General features: G+C 47.0%; 20 protein-coding genes. 14 read left to right on the forward strand and 6 right to left on the reverse strand.

Annotated features, from left to right (window positions below):
* Window positions 1–194: 194 nt before the first annotated feature.
* From BCT11_RS11755 to BCT11_RS11785, 7 genes are all read left to right on the forward strand, one after another.
* Complete coding sequence (locus BCT11_RS11755; protein WP_005374774.1) at window positions 195–1,490, forward strand: MFS transporter; 1,296 nt, start codon at window positions 195–197, stop codon at window positions 1,488–1,490.
* A 101-nt stretch (window positions 1,491–1,591) separates the two neighbouring features.
* A complete protein-coding gene (locus BCT11_RS11760) occupies window positions 1,592–2,608 on the forward strand; it encodes a nuclear transport factor 2 family protein (protein ID WP_005374772.1) in 1,017 nt (338 codons plus the stop codon).
* Between the two features lie 177 nt (window positions 2,609–2,785).
* Window positions 2,786–3,871 (forward strand): porin, encoded by a 1,086-nt coding sequence (locus tag BCT11_RS11765; protein WP_009701228.1) that lies wholly within the window; start codon window positions 2,786–2,788, stop codon window positions 3,869–3,871.
* 257 nt (window positions 3,872–4,128) lie between these two features.
* The gene (locus tag BCT11_RS11770; RefSeq protein ID WP_102388385.1) at window positions 4,129–5,136 is read left to right on the forward strand and encodes a LacI family DNA-binding transcriptional regulator; all 1,008 of its coding nucleotides are present in this window, start codon (window positions 4,129–4,131) and stop codon (window positions 5,134–5,136) included.
* Between the two features lie 192 nt (window positions 5,137–5,328).
* The gene (locus BCT11_RS11775; RefSeq protein ID WP_102388386.1) at window positions 5,329–5,958 is read left to right on the forward strand and encodes a recombinase family protein; all 630 of its coding nucleotides are present in this window, start codon (window positions 5,329–5,331) and stop codon (window positions 5,956–5,958) included.
* Entirely contained in the window at window positions 5,955–7,139 is a 1,185-nt protein-coding gene (locus tag BCT11_RS11780; protein ID WP_039974030.1) for a multidrug effflux MFS transporter, read from the forward strand. The genes BCT11_RS11775 and BCT11_RS11780 overlap by 4 nt, the downstream gene beginning before the upstream one ends.
* Before the next feature lie 41 nt (window positions 7,140–7,180).
* Window positions 7,181–8,335: a crosslink repair DNA glycosylase YcaQ family protein gene (locus BCT11_RS11785; RefSeq protein ID WP_102388387.1), complete on the forward strand. Its 1,155-nt coding sequence runs from the start codon at window positions 7,181–7,183 to the stop codon at window positions 8,333–8,335.
* A gap of 147 nt (window positions 8,336–8,482) precedes the next feature.
* Here BCT11_RS11785 and BCT11_RS11790 read toward each other — a convergent pair whose 3' ends face one another.
* The 3 genes from BCT11_RS11790 to BCT11_RS11800 all read right to left on the reverse strand — a co-directional run bounded on the left by BCT11_RS11790 (window position 8,483) and on the right by BCT11_RS11800 (window position 12,130).
* On the reverse strand, window positions 8,483–8,917 hold the full coding sequence (locus BCT11_RS11790; protein ID WP_038881239.1) for an EamA family transporter: 435 nt from the start codon (window positions 8,915–8,917) through the stop codon (window positions 8,483–8,485).
* Window positions 8,918–9,034: 117 nt separating this feature from the next.
* Window positions 9,035–11,053 (reverse strand): TonB-dependent receptor, encoded by a 2,019-nt coding sequence (locus BCT11_RS11795; RefSeq protein WP_102388388.1) that lies wholly within the window; start codon window positions 11,051–11,053, stop codon window positions 9,035–9,037.
* A 135-nt stretch (window positions 11,054–11,188) separates the two neighbouring features.
* A complete protein-coding gene (locus tag BCT11_RS11800; RefSeq protein ID WP_038868905.1) occupies window positions 11,189–12,130 on the reverse strand; it encodes a LysR family transcriptional regulator in 942 nt (313 codons plus the stop codon).
* Between the two features lie 202 nt (window positions 12,131–12,332).
* On the opposite strand from BCT11_RS11800, the gene BCT11_RS11805 reads away from it, so the two are divergent.
* From BCT11_RS11805 to BCT11_RS11825, 5 genes are all read left to right on the forward strand, one after another.
* Window positions 12,333–13,253, forward strand: coding sequence for a siderophore ABC transporter substrate-binding protein (locus tag BCT11_RS11805; protein WP_102388389.1), 921 nt, complete (start codon window positions 12,333–12,335; stop codon window positions 13,251–13,253).
* Between the two features lie 91 nt (window positions 13,254–13,344).
* The gene (locus tag BCT11_RS11810; RefSeq protein WP_039974024.1) at window positions 13,345–14,301 is read left to right on the forward strand and encodes an iron chelate uptake ABC transporter family permease subunit; all 957 of its coding nucleotides are present in this window, start codon (window positions 13,345–13,347) and stop codon (window positions 14,299–14,301) included.
* A complete protein-coding gene (locus BCT11_RS11815) occupies window positions 14,294–15,244 on the forward strand; it encodes an iron chelate uptake ABC transporter family permease subunit (protein ID WP_102388390.1) in 951 nt (316 codons plus the stop codon). Before BCT11_RS11810 ends, BCT11_RS11815 begins: the two co-directional genes overlap by 8 nt.
* A gap of 11 nt (window positions 15,245–15,255) precedes the next feature.
* Window positions 15,256–16,017: an ATP-binding cassette domain-containing protein gene (locus tag BCT11_RS11820; RefSeq protein ID WP_005434322.1), complete on the forward strand. Its 762-nt coding sequence runs from the start codon at window positions 15,256–15,258 to the stop codon at window positions 16,015–16,017.
* Window positions 16,018–16,161: 144 nt separating this feature from the next.
* Window positions 16,162–16,764: a TetR/AcrR family transcriptional regulator gene (locus BCT11_RS11825; protein WP_042605150.1), complete on the forward strand. Its 603-nt coding sequence runs from the start codon at window positions 16,162–16,164 to the stop codon at window positions 16,762–16,764.
* A 104-nt stretch (window positions 16,765–16,868) separates the two neighbouring features.
* Here BCT11_RS11825 and BCT11_RS11830 read toward each other — a convergent pair whose 3' ends face one another.
* The 3 genes from BCT11_RS11830 to BCT11_RS11840 all read right to left on the reverse strand — a co-directional run bounded on the left by BCT11_RS11830 (window position 16,869) and on the right by BCT11_RS11840 (window position 21,400).
* Window positions 16,869–18,401: an MFS transporter gene (locus BCT11_RS11830; RefSeq protein WP_102388391.1), complete on the reverse strand. Its 1,533-nt coding sequence runs from the start codon at window positions 18,399–18,401 to the stop codon at window positions 16,869–16,871.
* Between the two features lie 5 nt (window positions 18,402–18,406).
* Complete coding sequence (locus BCT11_RS11835; protein ID WP_102388392.1) at window positions 18,407–19,420, reverse strand: HlyD family secretion protein; 1,014 nt, start codon at window positions 19,418–19,420, stop codon at window positions 18,407–18,409.
* 246 nt (window positions 19,421–19,666) lie between these two features.
* Window positions 19,667–21,400, reverse strand: a complete 1,734-nt coding sequence (locus BCT11_RS11840; protein ID WP_102388393.1) for a hypothetical protein — start codon at window positions 21,398–21,400, stop codon at window positions 19,667–19,669.
* Between the two features lie 445 nt (window positions 21,401–21,845).
* Between BCT11_RS11840 and BCT11_RS11850 the strand changes: the two genes are divergently transcribed.
* Together BCT11_RS11850 and BCT11_RS11855 are read left to right on the forward strand one after the other, a co-directional pair.
* The gene (locus BCT11_RS11850; RefSeq protein ID WP_042605147.1) at window positions 21,846–22,799 is read left to right on the forward strand and encodes a M23 family metallopeptidase; all 954 of its coding nucleotides are present in this window, start codon (window positions 21,846–21,848) and stop codon (window positions 22,797–22,799) included.
* Window positions 22,703–23,134, forward strand: coding sequence for a polymer-forming cytoskeletal protein (locus tag BCT11_RS11855; protein WP_081009280.1), 432 nt, complete (start codon window positions 22,703–22,705; stop codon window positions 23,132–23,134). Before BCT11_RS11850 ends, BCT11_RS11855 begins: the two co-directional genes overlap by 97 nt.
* Window positions 23,135–23,170: the final 36 nt, after the last annotated feature.

Genomic DNA, 23,170 nt, shown 5'->3' on the forward strand with positions numbered 1-23,170 from the left:
ATTAGTGAGATCCTTGTCACTAAAACTCACAAAATGGGTACGCATTCATTTTAAAATTGATTTTGATCACGGATCTAATAACCTTAAAAAAACTATGATTCACCCCGACACGAAATCGAAGATGATCCAAATAAGATCGTGTTCATTAAGTTTGAATAGCAACAAATCCTAAGTGAAATAGAGGTTTATCGGTCATGAATGCCAAAAGACACATGAGCGAAGTTCCTATGATTCAAAGGGTAGCGGCCTATCTAGCAATACTGGTTGGTTACTTTTTCTATTGTTATAACTTTGTAATTATTGACTACGTACGCCCATACATCGTTGAAGCGTATGATGGTATTAGCCTGTCAGACACTGCCCAGTTCTATACATGGCAGTCGGTTGGTGCACTTATCGGTGCATTGAGCTGTGCTTGGTTCGCAACAAAATTTGGTAAGAAATCCACTCTTATTACCATCACAGCCCTAAACGGTGGCGCAACGATCATCAATATGATGTTCACCGACTACACAACATGGGCAGCAATGCGTTTCATCATTGGTTTGTCACTGGGTGGTTACTTCACCGTGGCAGTAAGCCTAATGATCGGCCTATTTACGCCAACGGTACGTGGTAAGTTGACGGCATTCGCGTCTTCTATGTTCTCTGTAGCACTGATGGTAATGGGTGCGTATGCAGCATTTATTGCAAGCATCGATGCACCATGGGAAAGCCTAATGCTTGTAGGTGGTATCCCACCATTGGCAGCCGCTGTGGTCATGATCTTTGTACTACCTAGCGACAGCAAAGTGATCGCTTACGGTGAAGAAGAGCAAGCAAAAGCAGAAGAATCAGATGCACCAGCGAAAAAAGGCTCTTGGGGCGAAATGCTAAGCAAGCCTTACCGTAAGATCACACTAACGTGTCTATTACTGGCTGGCCTTAACTTCTACGGTTTCCAATTCTTTGGTGGCTTCGTAACCACTTACCTACGTGATGTACGTATGTTCGACGGTGCAACCATCGGTCTCATCTTCTCTATCTCAGCATTTGGTTCACTGTTTGGTGCGTGGTTCTGGGGTTGGGTAGCTGACAAATTCGGTCGTAAGGTGAATGCATTTGGCTTCATCCTAGCAGGCATCATGGTTTCAATCTTCTTTGTTGCACCTGGCGATATGGTGATTGGCGGCCTAAACATGCTGGCTCTACTTGGTCTGATTTACAACTTCGGTCTGTCTTCTTCAGCGGTATGGGGTGGTTACTTCTCAGAACTGTTCCCAGCACACCTCCGTAGCTACGGCGCGGCGCTATTCCACGGCGGTCGTATCCTCGGTATGTGGGCACCAATGGTACTTATCTTCATCCAAGAACGTACCGACCTACAAACCGCAATGTGGGGTTCACCAATCGTATGGATCCTTGCTGGTCTTCTATGGCTATCACTGCCAGAGACACTAAAAGGCGGCGTGTTCGATAAGAGCAAAAAAGCCGAAGCAGCAAAAGCGTAACTGAATTTCAAAAACTCCGGCTGGCTCCCCGGCCGGATGAAAAAACTTAATTTCGAGTCCTGTTCCCAAAGCCGACTCGACAGCAAATAAGAGAGTTTATTATGTCTAAATATCAAGAAGCGAAACGCGTTGTACGTGAATACTTCAGCGCAATGGAAAACGCAACTCACGAGAACGTGGCAGAAGTACTAAAAGCACACACTTCAGAAGATTACCTATGGCGTGGTGTTTACCCATTCCGTGAGCAACAAGGCGCTCAAGCAGCGGCTGACGTTTTCTGGGCTCCTTTGATGAAATCAATGACTCGCATGCAGCGTCGTCAAGACATCTTCATCGGTGGTGAGAACGAAGTAACATCAGGTGAAATCTGGGTAATGAGCATGGGTCACTTCATGGGTCTATTCGACGCTGAATACTTAGGCATGCGCCCAACTGGCAAGATCATGAACATCCGTTACGCAGAATTTAACTGTGTTGAAAACGGCAAGATCACTAAGACTGGCCTATTCCTAGACCTTCTAGGTGCAATGGACCAAGCGGGTTGTTACCCACTGCCACCATCAACAGGTAAGCACTTCGTATACCCTGGTCCTCGTAACCACGATGGTCTACTGTTCGAAGACGCAGCACCAGAAGAAGGCGTAGCAACACTAGCACTAGTGAACAAGATGGTTGATGACCTATCTGCACTAAACGACAGCGGCGCTATGGGTTGCCCACCAGAAGTTCTTGAGAAGAGCTGGTCTAAAGACATGATCTGGTACGGTCCATGTGGTATCGGTGCGTCTTACACAATTCCTCGTTACCAACAACAGCACCAATTGCCGTTCCGTAACAACCTAAAAGACAAGAAGTTTAACGGCCACGTATGTCGTTTCGCAGAAGGTAACTTCTCTTGTTTCTTCGGCTGGCCAAACCTATCTAACACGCCAATCGGTGGTTTCCTAGGTATGACAGGTGGTGAAGTACGTGCAGACATGCAAGTGGTTGACGTTTACTACCGTGACGGCGACAAGCTATCTGAGAACTGGGTACTGATCGACCTTCCTTACTGGCTAAAACAGCAAGGTCTAGACGTGTTCGAGCGTACTCAACAGATCCTAAACCCTTCTCTATAAGAAGTCCTAGGGGCGGATTGTCAACCCGCCTTTATGTTGCCTGAATCCCCTCTCGGTTCAGGTGACATGCTCCCAACTCGTGCCTCAAGGATGGGGCACAACCTCAAGATAGAACCCTTATTCAAAACGGGCATGAACGCACGGTGGCTTTCTGCGCCCTGAATAATGAGATTGATGATGAAAAAGTCGACCCTTTCTGCAGTGATTTTAGCAGCGCTTACTTCTAGCTCAGCCTTTGCTGCACACACTTTTGTTAATGACGCTGGCGACAGCCTAACCATCGATGGCCGTTTCGATCTTCGCTACCAAGACCGTGGCGGTGATGACAACGGCGAATGGAACAGCGGCAGCTCACGTTTCGGTTTGAAAGGCCAAATGGGTCTGGATAACGGCTGGACTGGTTTCGGTCACGCGGAATGGGGCTACAACTCTGGCGCGAACGGCGACAACATTTACGACCGCTTGCTATACGCAGGTGTTGATCACGAAAAGTACGGCAAGATTGCTGCAGGTACTAAGCAGTGGTCCACCTTCTACGACGTAGCATGGTACACCGATTTAGGTCGTGTATTTGGTACTCGTGGCTCAGGTGTTTACAACCTAGCTGACTGGGGTATCGCATCCGGTGCTGGTCGTGCAGAAAACTCAATTACGTACCGTAATTCAATTAATGAAAAAGTGAGCTACGGCTTTACTTACCAAACCACGCGTGAAGATGTTGCTCTAGCAAACAATGCGACAGCCTCACTGAAAAACGGCATGGGTGCGTCTATCACTTACAAACCCGTTGATGGCGTAACACTTGGCGCAGCTTACCATCAAAATGAAGTTGCTGATCTAGACGCAAGCGTAGTTGGCGTAGAAAACGGCGACAACATGCGCATCATGCTATTGGGCGCGAACTACAGCAACGGTGGCTTCTACGCGGGTGCGACTTTCCACGTTGGCGAAAACTGGGAAGCAGTGAGCCAAGGCGGTACGGACGTAATGTTCGATACCCTAGGTGGCGAAATCTACACTTACTACCACTTCGACAACGGCCTACGCCCAACGTTGAACTACAACTACATGGAAGATCGTGGTGACGAGACGCAAGGTTACGAGCGTAACTTGCTGATTCCTGGTCTTGAATACCACTTTCAGAAGAACAAATTCCTAGTTTGGACTGAATACCAGTTCGACCTAGGTAAAGATCAGTACGATGGCAGCAAATTCGAAAACCGTGATGATCAATTCGCGGCAGGTATTCGCTACTACTTCTGATAACCACGAGATAAGTTATTCCGGTTACGTAACTTATTCGATTTAGTGGAAATGGGAAATAAGAGCAAGCCTTACCTTTTTTGGGTAAGGCTTTTTTCGTATGCAAAACATGAAATGTGACTTGGGTACTACCCAAATTGCGCCATCAAAGACAATCGAACCCTTTATTTACTTAAATCTTGCTTATTTCTCTTTATGACTACGTACCTATTTGTGTTAACCTAGTCACAGTTAAACTGACTTATGAATCAACTCACATGAATCCTGCAAAACAAACCGTAACATCGAAGGACGTTGCCAAACTGGCTGGCGTTTCTCAATCTACTGTATCGCGTGTGTTTGTTCCGGGCAGCTCAGTATCTGAAAAGACCAAGCAAAAGGTCTTCGAAGCCGCGAAAGCCCTAAACTACCGTCCAAATGCTTTTGCACGTAGCTTGACCACTAACGAATCTAAGTTGATCGGTTTGGTATTCCCAGATGCGGACTACCCTATCCACATGAAAACACTTCAATTGATTTCAAGTGAATTGCAGAAGCAAGGCTACTCAGCGGTGTTGATTCCATGGCAAGTGGATGATGAAGACAACCACTCGATCCCGAACATCTTCCAATACCGTGTAGATGGTGTCATTGCCGCTTCCGCTACCTTCAACAAATCACTGTATGAAGAGTGTGAAGAGTTCAATATCCCTATCATTCAGTACGCGCGAGTCGTAGAAGGCACAAAGAGCAGTTACGTAATCAGTGACAACTACGAAGCTGGTCAACAAGCGGCACAACTGCTGCACGAAAGTGGGGTGAAAAACGCGGTTTACCTGACGGGTGAAGTGCCAACATTCACCAACGACGAGCGTCAAAGTGGCTTCAGCTCTGAGTTTGAAGACTTAACGGGTAAAACACCACGCATCATTGAAGCGAGCTACGACTACGCAAGTTCGCTGGATAAAGTACGTGCGATGCTGGCCGATAAGAATCGTCCTGAAGCCGTATTCTGTGCAACCGACAACCTTGCAATGGCGGTAATGGACATTGCGCGTATTGAGTGTGGTATTCGTATCCCTCAAGATCTGAAAGTCATCGGCTTCGACAACATTCCACAAACGGAATGGTTGAGCTACCAACTGACCACTTTCCGCCAAGACTTCCGTCGTCTAGCGCGTGAGTGTGTGAAAATTATCGTTGATCAAATCAACAATAAAAACAGCAGCTTGGTGAAGATGATGGTGCCAGTCAAATTGATAGAGCGCAGCACCACCAAAGCCTAGTTCCAGAGAAGCCAACCCAAGCGGTTGGCTTTTTTATTTCCGCATTTCTTCTTTCTCTTGCCCCTCATCTTTTACTTCTACTTCTAAGATTTCGAGCCAATGGTTCATTTGGTGTTGTGGTTACTAATGAACCTCTGTATATTTATGGACCATTACAGTATATGAACCAACTTCAAGAGACGTATTGCAACCATGGCTACCTTTCTCTATACACGGCACTCCCCTAAAAACCGAGCTTACCCTGAGCAACTCAGCGCTTTGAAAATCTTTGCTCCTGAAGCAATTCACCTTGAGGACAAGGTACGCGGCTGCACACCACCAGCCGAGCGACAAGCCTTTCAACAACTCTTAACTACCGTGCAAACCGGTGACACCGTTGTACTTTGGTGGCTAACCGCCTTTGGCCGAGACTTCAGCCAAGCCCTAACCACGATTCAAACTCTGCTTAACAAAGGCGTCACCCTAAAAACCGTTTGTGAACCACTGACTTTTGAACCTGATTCAGTACAAACGCAAACCTTGCTTTCGCTGCTTTCTGGCTACGGGCAAGTGCAAACGCAACATCGCTTGTTCGCCGCAGAACAAGGCCGAAAAGCACTTAAAGACGACCCACAGATGTGGAAGCAAAAATTCCGAGGTCGCCCTGCAGACAAAGCCAAACATCAGCACATTGCAACTTTGCTTCTGGAAGGCAATACGCTACAAAGCGTCGCAGAACAATGTGAAGTCAGCCTATCGACGGTCAAACGAGTGAAAGCCAAACTGAATGAATTTGATGAAGAAGGAAGCCTGCGCCGCCGTGGCGATGGTGAAAAATCATGAGTCGACCGATTGAATTTAAAACTATCTTGCTGGCATGTCTCATCATCAGTGTTGGTCAGCTCAGCATGGGCTTGGTGTTCCCATCCTTGCCTTGGATCGCGAAAGATTTCGATATTTCCCTCGACCAAGCTCAGCTGTTGGTCAGTGTTTACTTACTTGGTTTTGGCCCGTCTCAGTTTATCTATGGCCCGGTATCTGATGCGTTAGGCCGTAAAAAGGTGCTGTTAGCTGGCTTGTTGATTGCCATGCTCGGTCTATTGATGATCATTTTCCTAAGCCATACTTTCACTGGCATGGTAGCAGGCCGTTTTCTGCAAGGTTTAGGCACTGGCTGTTGCGCGGTGTTAGCCCGAGCGTCAACTCGCGACCGCTTTAATGGTCCTGAGCTCCCTGTCGCTTTGTCCTATATTGCGATGGCGGCCTCTATCACACCGTTAGTTGCTCCTGTTATTGGTGGTTTCATTAACGCCCACTTCGGCTGGACTATGGTGTTTATCTCGCTGTTGGGTTACGTATTGTTGGCTTGGACTGTGATCGTATTTCGCTTCCAAGAAACCATCACACAAACCTCTGCGTTGCCATCACCGAAAAAGATGCTGCTGCAATATCGTGACCTACTGACTTCTCGTTACTTTATGAGCTTTGCCAGTATTGGTTGGCTTAACTTCAGCTTGATGATCACAACCGTTTCGGTAATGCCTTTTATCATGCAGAACCAAATCGGCATGACATCCGATCAATACGCGATGTGGGCACTGATTCCGGCGTTCGGCATGATTTGCGGCACCAGTATCTGTAACCGTGTGCGCCCAATCATCGGCACGAAGAAGATGCTATTGGTCACGCCAATCCTGCACGTCAGTTCCGCAGTGTGGCTGTTCTTCTGCCCTGTAGAGCCGCTGTATTTAATGCTAGGCCAGTTGCTGATGATTTTAGGCAATGCTATCGCTCTACCTTGTGCTCAAGCCATGGTAATGCAACCCTATAAGAAACAAGCAGGGGCAGCTGCGGCGATGTCGGGCGGCGGCCAAATGGTGGTGTCATCGATTGTGAGTATGGCATTGGTGCAACTCGGATTAAGCCAAGCGTGGCACCTGTCATTGGTGATTGTGGTCTTTGCGACCATCACACTGACCAACGTTCTGCGAGGCTTTGCCACTGAGCAGCCTTCCGAGCAATAGAGTCCGGGCAATATAAAGTAACAAGGAAGACAAATAACGACATGAAATCACTCAATCTTGCACAAGCACAGAAATTAGCTCTGCTCTCTCAAGGGTTGCCGCTAGCAAGCAACAAAGGCAGCGCCAAAGCAAAGACCTTAGCCGTCTTTGAGCAACTGGGCTATGTGCAGATTGATACGATTTCTGTCGTTCAGCGCGCTCACCATCATACTTTGTGGAGCCGAAACCCAAGCTACCAACTTGAGCACCTAGACCAACTGGTGGCAGAAAAGAAAGTCTTCGAATATTGGTCTCATGCGGCGGCGTATTTACCTATGTCGCAATACCGTCATAGCTTACCTCACAAAGCGGCGATCAAATCCGATCAACAGAAGCATTGGTACAAAAAAGACCACGACTTGATGGCGTCTATCTTGAAGAGAATTGAGCAAGAAGGCCCATTGATGGCAAAGGACTTCGAATCTGCCAACCATAAGACCGATGGCTGGAATACTAAGCCAACCAAACGCGCCCTAGAGAACTTATACATGCAGGGCGATTTGATGATAAGCGAACGTCGTGGTTTCCAGAAAGTGTACGACCTAACCTCACATGTTCTGCCTCAAGACATTGATACATCGATGCCAACCAAGCAAGAACACGCGCGATTCTTAGTCCTCAACTATCTTAAATCTCATGGGTTCGGTACTTTGCCTGAAATGGTTTACCTACTGAAAGGGGTCAAGAAGCCGGTACAACAAGCTCTGTCCGAATTGGTCGATTGGGGTGAGATAGAAGCCATAAGCATCAACAAATCAGCGTACTATGCCTGTAGCGATGCGCTGAACTTGCTCGACAAACGGCTCAACCGCAAACGCGCTAAAATCCTTTCCCCATTTGATAACCTGCTTATCCAACGAAAACGCGCCAGTGCAATTTTCAACTTTGATTACTTGCTTGAGTGTTATGTTCCAGAGCCAAAACGCCAGTTCGGTTATTTTTGTTTGCCAATTTTGTGGGATGGGAAACTGGTCGCGCGCGCCGACTGCAAAGTGGATAAGATCAGTTCAACGCTGAACGTTCTTAACCTAGTCACCGAGCCTTCGCTCAAAGACAGAGAAGCGTTTTTCGTCGCCTTAGAAGAGGAGTTACAAGCTTTCGCGCAGTTTAATCAGTGCCAAGCGTTTGTGATTCAGAAAGTGGGTCAAAGAACGTAATGAAAGGAACTGTGTACGAAGAATCAAAGAGCAAAGAGCTGAGAAACTAAACTGTTCTCATGAAGCCCATGCTCTCTGTATATCGATTCTGAATTACATCTGTCTCTCGCTATTCCAAGAGACGAGATACTCAGGTGATAGTGACCTTTAAGAACTTTGTAGGCTCACCAAAATCACGCCAACGGTGATCAAGCCAATCCCCATCCAGTTGATCATGCTGAGCTTTTCTCCCAATAAAACCACACTGAATATCGCCACCAGCACCACGCTTAGTTTGTCGATCGGCGCAACTTGAGACGCCTGCCCCAATGACATGGCGCGGAAGTAACATAGCCACGATGCACCTGTCGCTAAACCCGATAACACCAAGAACACCATGCCTTTGGTCGAGATCTCTCCAATGGCACTGAACTGCTTGGTCGCGTAAGCAATCAAACCAACCAAAACAAGAATCACGCAAGTACGAATAAAGGTCGCCAAGTCAGAGTTGATGTTCGCCACACCAAGTTTGGTCAACACTGCGGTCATCGCCGCAAATACCGCCGACATGAGCGCCCAAAATAACCAAGAAGTTTGAAGCATTGTCTTTCCCTATTCATCCCTAAAAGCAAAAAAGGCGTTACAGAGTGTACTGCAACGCCATGTCTTGCTTCGATTAAATTCGACTTAAGTCCAATCGAATCAGTCTGTGATTAGAGCTTAAAAGTCTGTGGTCATACCAACGTAGTAAGTACGCGGTGCTTCAACATAACCGATGTTTTCTAGCTCTCTTGATACACTTTCATCGGTTAGGTTGGTGATACCCGCACGAATACGTAGTGCATCATTCACATGGTAAACCGTACCTAAATCCATCGTTGTGTAAGCATCTTGGGTTAGCTGAGAATCAATCTTACGGTCGCCACGGTAGCGTGCGCTCGCAAACAGGTTCAAATCTTGAGTTGGGTACCAGTTTAGGCGAGCAAATGCAGAGTGCTTGTAACGCTCGTTCAGCTCTTCACCTGTCGACTTATCTTCGGTGTCTAAGTAAGTGTAGTTACCAGACATCGCCCATTGCTCATTGAACTGAATGCTACCCGTTAGCTCCACGCCTTGGATAACGGCTTTCGATACGTTTTGGTAAGACTTGTACGGGTTAGACAGTTCACGATCGATTGGGTCGCCATTGTCATCAATACAGCTCATTACTGCACTCGACCACGTACCGACTTCACAGAAGATGTCTGTCTGTTCGATTAGGTTTTCGATTTCGTTACGGAATACCGCGCCTTCAAGGTTCCAGTTACGACCGCTGTATAGCGCCGAGAACTCGTAGTTCACGCTGGTTTCTGCTTCCAGATCCTCGTTACCTACGATGTTACAGTTACCTTTACAGCTGCTCATCGAGAAGTCTGGGTGGTTTTGCGTCATGGTTGGTGCCTTAAACGCTTTACCCACACCACCTTTCAGTACCAAGTCGTCCGTTGTTTGGTGTACTAGGTACACACGCGGGCTGAACTCTTCGCCGTAGTGCTCGTGCTTATCCAAACGACCACCAATTGTCGCCATTAGCGTATCGGTCATTTCCCATTGGTCTTGGATAAATACCGCACCTTGGTAAGCTTCTGCTTTGTTACCCACGATGTGCTCTGGGTTGGTTAGCTCACTAGTTTGGTAGTCCACACCAAACGTCACGGTGTGGCTTTCACCTAGGTAAGTCGTAGCTGATGCTTCAAAAATTTGTGTCAGTTCTTCAATTGAATCAGCACCATCGTTTGCCGCTTCAATGTTCTCTACGTTTTCGCGTGAGTAACGAACTTGCGTATCACCCCAAGACCAAAAACCGGTGTGCGATAACGCTTGGCTATTACGTTTAACGCGAGACTCCGAGAACAGAACCGTAGTACCACTTTCTGCTGCGGTATCACGCTCGTCGTCGCTGTAACCAAGGTCAAGGTCGATAAATTGATTGTCCGCCAAATGCCATGAAAGCGTACCGAACATCGCTAAACTATCGCGATCTTCAAGTGCAGTGACCTCTTCACGATCAATGCCGCCTTTCTCGCCAGAGTATGGCTGCCATGCATTACGACTCGTTTGAGAAACAGAGAAACGAGCAAATAGCGTGTCTTCAATCAGAGCGCCAGACGTCGTTAGACCCACAGTGTACTCTTGACCACCATTGCCATCGTTTGGCGTGGTGTTGTCTAGGCTGAGTTGCGAGCTCCAATCGTTGCTTGGTGACTTAGTGATGATGTTGATCGTACCGCCCATACCGTCAGAGCCGTAAAGCGCCGACATAGGACCACGGATGATCTCCACACGTTCAATTGAATCCATTGGGATCGCAGAAAGATCGAAGTCGTTACCACGTACGATCGCACTTGCCGAACTCATGCGACGGCCATTTACCATGATCAGTGTGTATTTCGAATCCATACCACGAATCGAGATTTGCTGACGACCTGCACGTGTGCTGTCGAAGTCTGACTCCACGCTGGTTGCGTTAGACACGATGTCCGCCAGCGTGATGCCTGGATCGTTTTCGATGTCTTCAGCGGTGATCACCGACATAGAAGCTGGAGCGTCTTTCAGCTCCATCTGGGTACGAGTTGCTGTTACAACAAGCTGCTCATCGGTTTCGATTGGCGTTGTATCAGCAAAGACGGAAAAAGAGGTACATAGCGCACCGATCACCACTGCTAATGGTTTTGGCGCAAACGGAGTCGTCTTCGACATGGTAAAAACCTATAAATTTTAATGGAACTTATAATGATAATGGTTCGCATTAAATAGCCTTTATTTGACGAAGACAAGTAACCGAGCATTTGTAGGATTAATTACCACTATGTCGAAAATGAATAATAATATTCTTTACCATTCAGCCTCAGTTGAGCCATATATTTCCTTGAACAATGACTTAACCCAATTACACATCGGGTCGTTATGATAGCGCTTATGCCAGTATAAATAGACCGATTCACTGTCCATTCGAATCGCTTTTGGTACGGTTTTGGTGATCAATTTTCTGCCCTGACAAGCGTCTTGTGCAAACGGCGTTGGCAAGTGGAAAATCACATCCGTTTGCTCGGCAATCGCTGGCGCAGCGTTGAAGTTTGAAAGCTGAACAGGAATCGATAATTGGCGCTTTTTATCCACCACACCAAGCTCAACAAAACGGTGATAAATCGACAGGGTTTTGCCACCTTGAAGTGAGATTTGACCGAAGTTGCAATCGAGCAGCATCTCCACCGTCAGTTCCTCAACATGGGCAAGTGGATGAGTTTCGCTCATTAGGAATCGGTAGTCGCGATTGGCAATTTTCATGCGGTACAAATTCTGCTCAGAGCTAGGTGGCTCCGCGGTTGAGAGCACAAAATGTACATCCCCTGCGATCAGCGAATCGAAATGGCGTTTCGGGATGGAATCGATATCGACAATCATGTTCGGCGCTTCTTCACGGATGCGCGAAACAATCGGTGGCAGTAAGAAAATCACCTGCGGAACCAAGCCGTAAAAACGGATCGTACCGTTGCTCTTTTCTGGCACAAATGACTGGCCGTACATCAGCTTTTCTAGCCCAGTTAACACCGTGTTCAAATCTTGCTTGATCACTTCCGCTTTTGGGGTCAATTCATAGCCGTGTGCAGTACGTACTAACAGCTCATCGTTGAACAAGTTTCTGAGTTTCTGTAAAGAGCGGCTCACCGATGGTTGGCTCATATTGAGCGATACCGCGGTGTTGGAAACATGCTTCTCTTCAAGTAGGTGTTTGAGAATAAACAATAAGTTCAAGTCGACTTGAGCTAAATTCATTTTTTGAATACTCACTATTCCGCTAATTCTGTTGCTGCATATAGACTATCTGCTAATGTGTCTGCAATCAATAATCATTCTTATTTGATTTTAATCAAATAAGTTATACCGCTTTACGACTAATCTCGCGCTCTATTTTTTAAAGCATTATTTGTTTTTAAGGCACTCTTGCGAGATTGCATCGCACCTTTTGGAAATCATTATGTTTGGTAAAACTTCTCTTCGCGTAGCAACGGGAGCTTTGCTGCTTGCATTGGCTCCTATGGGGGCAATGGCTAAAACCTACCAACACAGTTTGGGCACAGTAGACATTGATGGCGTTCCACAACGCGTCGTTGTATTGGGCTACGGCAGTTTAGACTACATTGATGCTTTGGGCGTAACACCCGTAGGCATGCCAAAGACGCTGCTGCCAAAGTCACTAGAAAAATTCCAAATCGACTCGTTCGCAAACACGGGCAGCGTGAAAGAAGTGAACTTCGAGACGCTGTTTATGCTTAAGCCAGACTTAATCATCGCAGAAGGTCGCATGGCAGATATCTACAAAGATCTGAGCGACATCGCGCCAACTTACATGTTCCGTATCGACACCACCGACTACTGGAAAACAACCCAAGAACACTGGCGCACGCTAGGTGACATCTTCGACAAAGAAGAGCAAGCAGAGCAGTTGATTGAAGGCGTTCAAGAACAAATTAATCACCTTCATGCAAAAGTAGAAGCTCAGCCACCACGCACACTGACCGTCTCAAACAGCGGTAACAGCTTGGCGATGTTTGGCACTAACAGCCGTTTCTCATTTGTGTATGAAGAAGCGGGCTTTGCAACGTCGACTTCTGAGAACGTGAAATCTGTACCACGTACCCACGGCAACTTGATTTCGTTCGAATACATTGCTGATGCGCAACCTGAGGTACTGCTTATCCTTGACCGCGAACAAGCGATCGGTCAGAGCAGTGGTAAAGCAAAACAGCTGTTCGACAACGATCTTGTGAAGTCCACACCAGCAGCGAAAAACAACCGCGTGCTGTTTATGGACCCAGCGGCTTGGTACTTAACCGCAGGTGGCTACCAATCGACGCAAACCATGATTAAAGAGCTGAACCAAGTCATTACTAACTAACAGATTCGGTTCAATCTCACTCTAAAAGATGACCTTTCCCGCTTCACGGTGCGAAAGGTCATTGTTGTTTTTATTACCCTATAAATACACCATGAAATTACATCATATCTTGGCTTTTTTATTACTCGTCGTACTCGCCTGCGCCTCTTTGCTGGTTGGGGTGGCGAACGTTTCTCTCTCGCAGATTTTGGCCGGTGACAGCCACAGTTTGAACATCTTACTGGTTAGCCGATTGCCCCGCTTGTTGGCCATCGTCCTCGCTGGTGCAGGCTTAAGTGTTGCAGGTTTGATCATGCAGCAGATCGTGCAAAACCGCTTTGCTGCCCCGTCTACAACGGGTACGGTCGATTGGGCAATGTTCGGCTACATCGTCGCGCTGATTCTGTTTGCAGACATGAGCAGTTGGGTGCACCTGATCACCATCTTCACGTTCTCTGTGATTGGTACGGTGATCTTCGTGCGCTTCTTACAACGTTTGAAGTTTAAGAACACCGTGCTCGTCCCGCTGATAGGCATCATGTATGGCAACGTGGTTTCGTCCATGACCACTTTTATTGCCTACAAATACGACCTAGTACAGACCCTTGGTTCTTGGACGGTGGCTAACTTCGCATCGGTATTACGCGGTAACTACGAGTTCTTGTATCTCGCTCTGCCAGTCTCGGTTCTGGCTTACGCTTACGCCAACCGCTTTAGTGCGGCGAGCGTGGGTGAGAGCTTTGCTAAAAACATCGGTTTAAACTACCAGCGCATTGTTTTAGTCGGTGTCATTCTTGTGGCTGTGCTGTCGTCATCGGTGGTAATGATAGTTGGTATGATTCCGTTTCTTGGGCTTATCGTACCAAACCTTGTCTCCTTGTTCATTGGTGACAACATGCGTCGTAACTTGCCTTGGACCGCATACGCAGGTGTGATTTTGGTGCTTACTTGCGACATCCTCGGCCGTCTTATCATCTTCCCTTACGAGATTCCAATCTCGATGATCATCAGCATCTTGGGTGGCTCAATCTTCATTTACCTAGTTCTGAGAGACAAATCGAATGCGTGATTCTATGAAAGTAACGCTGCTGGCAATCGCGGCGGTTTTGATTTGTGCGGTGTTCATCGGTAAAGGCTTAACGCCAGATAACCACCAGTTCTTCTTGTCACGCCGCATCCCGAAAGTATTGGCGATTGTCTTGGCAGCGATGGCGATCGCATCGTCGTCACTGATTTTCCAGACCATCACCAACAACCGAATCCTTACCCCTTCGATTCTGGGTTTTGATTCCATGTACGTGATGATTCAAGTGCTGCTCGTAGTGATGTTTGGCGGCTTGAGTGCTTTAGTCATCAACAGCAAACTCAACTTCGTGTTGTCGACTGGCATCATGATTGTTTGTGCAATGACCTTGTTCAGCTTCTACTTCCGTGGTCGTCAGCGCAATATCTTCACCTTGTTGTTGATTGGTATCGTACTGAGCAGCTTGTTCAATAGCGTCACCGGCTTCTTCACCATGATCACCGACCCAGATGAGTTCACCTTCATCCAGAGCTCGATGTTCGCCAGCTTCAACAACATCAACAGTGAGTTGGTGTACTGGTGTGTAATCCCGATGCTGCTGTGTGGAGCATACCTAATGCGCATCGCCCACAAATTGGACGTAATGTGGCTTGGCGTCGACAACGCGAAAAGCCTAGGCGTGGATACCCATAAACTGACCATGCAAGTCATGTTCATCATCACTTTAATGGTGTCTATCTCGACCGCATTGATTGGTCCAATCCTGTTCTTTGGCTTGATTGTGGTCGCACTCGCCCGCCAGATTTTTACCGGTTACCAGCATCGCTTATTGATTGTCGCAAGCTCTGTATTATCGGTTGTGCTGTTGTCAGGCGGTCAATGGGTGGTGGAAAACCTGTTCGATTTCGATACCACCATCAGCGTTATTATCAACTTTATCGGCGGCGGCTACTTCTTGCTTCTGCTTATGAAAAACAAATTCGATTAAGGGTTTATCACATGATCCGTATTCAAGGTCTTAGCAAAAAATACAACGAAAAATACGTGGTAAAAAACGCCGATGCCCTTTTTCCACTTGGTAAAGTAACCAGCATTATTGGTCCTAACGGAGCGGGTAAAAGTACCCTACTGTCTATGGCAAGCCGACTAACAGAAAGCGATGCTGGTAGCGTCGTGATTGGTGATAAACCGCTTGACCAATGGAACACAGAAGACTTGGCAAAGCGCCTATCAGTGCTGCGCCAGTCAAACAACATCAACATGCGCTTTACGGTGCGTGATTTGGTGGCGTTTGGTCGCTTCCCCTACTCGCAAGGTCGTCTGACAGAAGAAGATCACCGCATCATTGATGAATCAATGCAGCATCTGGAAATCGACCACTTGAAAGATCGCTTTATCGACCAGCTGTCGGGTGGTCAGCGTCAAATGGCGTTTATTGCTATGGTGGTGGCGCAAGATACCGACTACATCTTCTTGGATGAGCCGCTGAATAACCTCGACATCAAGCACTCCGTCGACATCATGAGTACGCTACGCAAGCTTGCGGAAATGAAGAACAAAGCCGTAGTAATCGTGATTCACGACATCAACTTTGCATCTTGTTATTCCGACCACATCGTGGCGATGAAACTTGGTGAAGTCATCAAAGCGGGCTTGGTTGAAGAAGTGATTGATGCCGACGTGCTGAGCGATATTTACGAGATTCCATTTATCGTGCAAGAGATTAACGGCAACCGTATTTCGTTGTACTACCGACGTTAACGTAACCCAATCTGATTCCAAAGGCGGCCTCGTGTCGCCTTTTTTAATTTTGGTCAATGAAGAAGCGGTAAACACGGAAAAGCGGTGTGTCTCGGCGGCAATAATGATACTGTACTGAACAGTTTTATTTAAGTTGATTTAGTTATGCGTGCATCTACTGAAAAGAAAAGAACTCGAATCATCGAAGTGGCAACCGAGCTGTTTATTGAACAGGGTTACAAGGACACGTCACTCGATCAAATCGTTGCAATTTGTGGTGGTTCAAAACAGACCCTGTATCGTTACTTTTCCAACAAAGAAGGGTTGTTTGTTGAAGTGCTCGCGCATAACACCAAGATCAGCCTAGAGTCCGTTTTCCAACTTGCCGATAAACAGGATGAACCTCTGAGAGAAACCTTAGAAGACTTCGCGAAGAAGTATCTACGCGGCATTTGCTCTAACCCAATCCTATCGCTTTATCGCATCATCTCTGCCGACTTCAACAAACATGACTCGGTACCAAATCAGTTTTGGCAAACTGGGCCGCAGCGCATTCATCAATACTTAATTGAGTTTCTAAAAACCGACACCATCAGCCAGCAACTTAACATCGACGATGCCGATTTAGCTTGTGGTCAGCTACTCGCGCTGATCAAAATGGATTACCAGAACATGGCACTGATGGGCTTTGATTTCTTAAGCGATGAGGAATTGGATTCGCACACACAAAAAGCGGTGACGGCGTTCCTTAAACTTTATCAGCGATAAGAACCTCAAAACTAAAAAACAAAGGGAGCACATTGGCTCCCTTTGTTCTTTTACGGCTTAGTTACCGAGTTGCTTGGCTGGCTATTTGTTCTGTTTACATAACCTCAGTGCGCTTCTTGTTTTGCGGCCAGTTTCTTACCAATCAACAAGATTGGCGCAAGCGCAAAAATAGAGACAATAAACATCACCAACGAATTACTCAGTGCTAATGTCGTAGCTTGCTCTTTCACAACCGCACTAATTTGGCTCATCCCAAGTGCCGGATTAGGTAAGCGGCCATGAGTCAGAATCGCGCTGCTCAATGCCTGTTCATACGCCGCAAACACATGGTTTGAACCGTCCAGAGTGCGACCGATTTCGCCCGATGCTTGCGCGCTGTGGCTTTGAATCACACGAGAGAAAAACGCCCCGCCAATCACTCCGCCCATGGTTCGGAACAGATAGAAGTTAGCAATGCCTTCTAAGCGCTGCCCTACTTGGAAATACATCAACACCGCAATCGTCACCGACACATTCAACAAGCCAACACCAAAACCGCGCAGCAGCATTGGGATGGGTAGTGACTCTGTACCAACAAAGCTTGGTAATTGGCTGAACTCGTGCACCGACAATAAGATCATCAGCACGCCAAAAGGTACCACTGCATCCGCCAGCGGACGGCGGAAGTAATACACCAACACACTGACCAGCATGCCAACCAACATGGCGTAAAACGATGGCAACTGTGCATAGCCCGCATTGAGGCTGTTATAGTGCATCGCCATTTTTAGGAAGTTGGCAAACAGCACCGTACTTGCCATCACGGCAAAGCCCGCAAGAAAGGCGTTATACATAAACACGTTGGTCTTTAACTTACCGTGCAATTGCATCGACGCAGTATCCAATTGGCGCGTTTTCACCAACTGATACACCGCCAACAAAACCAGTGCCGCAGCGACAGAAGAAGCCTGTACAAACCAGTCTGAATCCAACCAGTTGTAGTAGCTGCCGCGCATTAGTAGGAACACCACCAAACTCATCGTTAACGCGAGTACGAGGTACACCGAACCTGAAGACTTTGGCTTGGTTTCAATCTCAATCGCCTGAAGTTTGTATACGCCGATCATCACTAGAGCTGAAAAGTACAACCAAGCCGAGGCAACATTCAGAAACGACCAGTCAAACACTTCGACAATCTCAGCCACCAACCACGGATAAGCGCCCATTGGTAACAGTGTTGAGAAGATCAGTGTCAGCGCAATAATTGCAGGCAACCAGCGCTGCTCAAAGGTATTGAGTAGATAAAGGTTCACCACCACCAACAACATGCTCATGAAAAAGCCGCTTACTAACCAAGTCAGCGTGAACAACAACGCATGCTGACCAATCCAATAGAGCGCAAGGTTCGTTCCCAAACCCACCAGCAATGCAGAATGCAATGGCAATGACGTACCAAGCTTACGCACCAAGATAGGGGTAAACATAAACCCCAACACTTGAGTGATCATAAAGCCGATTTTCACTAGCTCGACTTCATCTACAGATAAACCGGATGTGGCTGCCATCTCGTGGGACAACTCAGTAAACATAACCGAATTGATCCCAAAAGCCGCAATGGCAAACAGCGCGAAAATCAGCAATGGTGAACGTGTTTTCATGACGACTAACCTTGCGTTGCGGTCTCAATCGACACTTCAGCCGACAAGCCAGGGTAGATGCGCTGTTTCAGCTCTTGTGGGATATCCAACTCAATACGCACTGGCACGCGCTGTACTACTTTCACAAAATTACCGGTCGCATTTTGCGGTGGCAACAGACTAAACTGCGCGCCTGTTGCAGGGGTAATTGAAGATACACGACCATGCAACGGATGATCGGGGAACATGTCTAACACCACTTCTACATCTTGCCCTTGTGCGACGTTCTCTAGTTGAGTCTCTTTGAAGTTTGCCTCAATCCAAACGTAATCCGGCACCATCACAATCAAACCTATGCCCGGTTGAACAAACTTACCTACTTGCACTTGTCTGTCTGCCACATAACCATCAAATGGCGCTCGAACGATGGTTCGCTCAAGGGCGATATTTACCAGTCTCAAGTTCGCTTCTGCTTGCTTGCGTTGCGCGGTTAGCTGCATCTTTTCTGTTACTAGCGCATCGAGCTGCTTCTGTTCAGCGGCTAGTGCTAGCTTGGCAGTTTCAAGATTGCTGCTTGCTTCAATAGAACGCGTTCTTTGCGCTTCAAATTGGTTCTTACTCACCGACTGTTTTTGTACCAAGCGTGAAAGACGTTTGAACTCCGCCGCTTGATGTTCCGCGTTAGCATTTGCGCTGTAAATGCCCTGCTTCGCCTGCTCGATCTTTACCAGCTGCATTTCGGTTTTGGTTTGGTTTGCCGTCAGTGCAGCCTTTGCGACATCTAACGCTGACTTCGCGATTTCTTGGTTGGCAATGAAATCTTCATCATCAATCGAAAACAGTGGCGCACCTTTGCTGACCCACTGGTTATCTTCGACAAAAAGTTGGCTTACCTGCCCACCGACTTCCGGAGAAATCGCCGTCACATCCGAGTGAACATAAGCGTTATCGGTGGTCACCGTATTAGGTTGGTATAACGCACAACCTGCAGCGACTAACGAACCAATAACAAGCGACAACGCAATGACTTTCTTCTTCATTTTTGAAACCCAACTTAATGATTTTTACAAACTGTACTGTACCGTACAGTTTTAGTAAAGATACATTTGATCATTGATAAGAAGAAAAGATCCATCCCACTGATTTTTTTAGATCTTATTTGATGGTTACTTTTGAATGAAAGAGAAGACATTGAAGGGCTGTCGCGAGAAAAACAAAAAAGGCGACACTGAAGTCGCCTTTTGATTATGAAGAAATGCTTCGAGATTGAAGCCGGTGAGTCACGCTTATTGCTGCGCTACCTTCACTTGTGGCTTGGTTGAGCTTGTGTAATCGAAGTCAAACGCAATGCCATCTTTGGTTACGTCCAAAGACATACCACCGATAAGCTCACCTTGTAGGCTCATCTTCACGTCTTCCGGTACTGGCTCGCCAGACACTTCTGACGCTGTTTCAATCACTTCCAGTACGCGGTCCGAATCCATAGTGAAGCTCAATAGACCATTTGCCGTTAGCGGCTGAGCCATGACTTTCTCGCTCGCTGCTGCTGATGCATCACCGCTGTAAAGCGTTAGGTGACTACCGTTTAGACGAGCAAACACGTCCATCGGCTTACCTGCGTATGGTTCAATCAGACCACCGATGTTCACTGGTTGGTTATCAGGTTGGATTTGAATCTGAGCCAGTTCAGGCATGAACATTTGTGCCGTTTGCAGCAGCATGTTTGGATCGTCCGCTGAGATAGAGAAGATCGCATCCAGCTGACCTAGCTCAGGTCCGTACTGGCCATTCATGTTCACATCAAGACCGAACATTTCCATGCTTAAACCTTTTAGGCCATTTGCCATACCCGCGCCCATGCTGATCGCCGGAGCTGGGTTTTGGCCACGCATGTCATTTTGCGCTTGCGCTAGGATTGAACATTGGTATTCTGGCGTGGTTAAATCTGTCCAGATCTTACCAATCGCAGGCGCCAACGTAGCAACGTCTAGGCCTAATGCCACACTAAACATGCTTTTTTCACCGTTGGATTCTGCCAGCACGCCACGCATAGATTTCAGCGCCTCAAGGATCACTTGGTTCTTCGATTCAACAACAAAACTACCGTTGAGGCGAGCTTTGTCGTCACCCGCACTGTACTCGGCAAACGCGACCATTTGTGGCCAGTTTTCAGCGATTTGAGTGAACTCAGTGTGACACGCCGGAGAACGCAGTTGCTCTAAAGTCGGGTCAGAATCGACATTCTTAAGTTGGCGTGCCATTCTGTTGCCATCAAGTGTCGTTAGACCTTTAATGATTTCTCGAATGTCGAAAATCCCAAACGAGTTGTTGTTCATTCCGTACTTAGTTTGCACTGCCTCTAGACGGCCAGAGTCAACGATGCTGCTCTTAGGAGCTTCCAGACCAAATGCCAGTTTAAGTGGGTTTTCAACACCCAGCTCTGGAATGTCGAAAGTCACGGTCAGTACGTTATTAACCACTCCCACCGCAAGACCAATGCCCAGTTGTGGATCTTGCGAATCTGTCAACTCGTAGCGGCGGAACTCCACGGAATCGAGCTTCACAAGTTCATGTTGAATACCCGCCAGTTGCTCTTGCTCATCCAGTGTTTTCCAAAGCGCTGCAGGGTTCTCCAACTGCACTTTATAAACAGGTACAAGACCTAGGGTGTACATGATTGGGTTGACCATATCACCGGTACCCAAGAAGGCTTTTAAATTCTCAGGGGAAGAGGCTGCTGCCATGTACGCATCTAAGAAATTGACGGCAAACTTGAGACCAGACGTCAGCTCTTCTTCCGCAAACAGCTCCGACATAGGTGGCTGCTGTGATGTACCGAAAGCGTTCATGTACTCGAAGTGATTGAAAGGTTCTGTTTGGTAAGTGATCAACAAGGTATCAGCTGGAACTTGAGCAAGTAGCGAGCTTGAAGATTCACCTTGGGCAAGGTTATTTTGGTACACATACGCGGCACCACCGGCTGCTGCGACCACTGCAGTAGCTAATAATAATTTTTTCACGACCAACTCCGTTGTCTTAGTTTTATTTCCTCAAACCAACAGATTGGTTTGAGTGAGCATTAAGCCCCGAATAAATGCTTGGGAAGGATGACAATTTTCGGCATTTATTCATCTGCAATGCCATGATAAACGGCCTAACAGAGTTATCAATTTGCTGAATGCCAATTTCTTAAGATATCCAACATTTATAAGATGAACCGTGAAGTGGGTTAAATTGCGCGACCACACTATTAGCAAGTCACTCAATAAAATTTCATAAATGCTATACCCTATCGGCCAAAATCCACGCAATATTAAATCCAATTACCGATTTTTCTCTATTGTCTGAAAACAGCTCACGACCTGACATTTTCGTCGATTCCTCCTCTAGAAGACGGTCGTACTTTTAATTAAAGTCAGAGCTATCAATAACGAATGTTGAACGTCTATCGCGCCATTAATCACCATGAAAGATCAGCTGACTATCTCTATTTCCAACATCAATGGCTCTAAGCATTGGTACTTCAGCAAAGCCATGCAGCGCAACTTTAAAACGGGCTTGGTGGCATTTATTTTGGGATTAACCGCAACCGCTATCTTGATCAATCATCTTTATTCTCAGGTCGATGACGCCGTACTTGAGCAAGCAAAGTTAACCGAGCAATCGCGCAGTATGGGTCAGGAGTTAAGTGAGCTAAAGGCTCTGAAGTCAGAGCTTGAGAATGACCTCTCAGAGCGAGAAGAGCGCGTTCAGTTGGTCTCCGAACGTTTAGGCGAATTGGAGAAAGTGCTCGGTGTCGTCAACGAATCCAACACTGAGAGTTTGGATGCGCGTTTTGATACTGCAGCTATCACGTCTAATGTTCGAATGGTAATGCTCAACCAGATCCCTAACGGCTCTCCAGTCGGTAAAACACGTCTTTCATCAGGGTTTGGCAAGCGTGTTCACCCGGTCACCAAAAAGACAAAAATGCACAGAGGACTGGATTTTGCGGTTAACACTGGTACCAAAGTGTATGCCTCTGCTGATGGCGTAATAGAGACCACACGCCGAAGTAGTAAAGGGTATGGAAACTTACTGCGTATACAGCATTCCTTTGGCTTTTCGAGCGCTTATGCCCACTTGAAAGAGTTCAAAGTCAAAACTGGTGAGTTCGTCAAAAAAGGCCAGCTCATCGCCATTTCTGGTAACACCGGGCTCTCTTCTGGTCCTCATCTTCATTATGAAGTGAGATTTATTGGAAGAGCCGTAAACCCAAGGCCATTCGTGGATTGGAACCTCAACAATTTTGAAGACATCTTTACCAAGGAGCGAAGAATACGATGGGAATCTTTAATCAAAACCGTGGAACAACGAGTGGCTCATCAGCTTCAACTCTCATCGCCAAAGGCTGTTCTGTTAGCGGAGAACTCAAAGTAGAAAGCGATATTCAGGTTGATGGCATCATCGAAGGCCAATTGCACGTCGAAGGGACATTGGTCGTCGCAGAAAGCGGCCGTGTTAAAGGCGATATCTACGCTAAACAACTGATCGTCAATGGCCTACTTGATGGTAACTGCCATGCTGAACACATCCAAGTGCTAGCAAAAGGCCGTGTCAGTGGCAAAATCTGGAGCAACAACTTGAGTATCGAAGCGGGTGGTAAGTTCTTCGGAGAGGCCGCAGAACTCCCAGAAAAAGAAGTAGTGACGCTGAAAGAAAAGTCCACTGAAACCAATAAAACCGATAAGTCACAAGCTCGCAAAAGCGCATGATTGATGATCTCAAAAAGGGCACTGACTGTGCCCTTT

The organism is Vibrio sp. 10N.222.52.B12, from assembly GCF_002875385.1.
GTDB lineage: Bacteria > Pseudomonadota > Gammaproteobacteria > Enterobacterales > Vibrionaceae > Vibrio > Vibrio jasicida.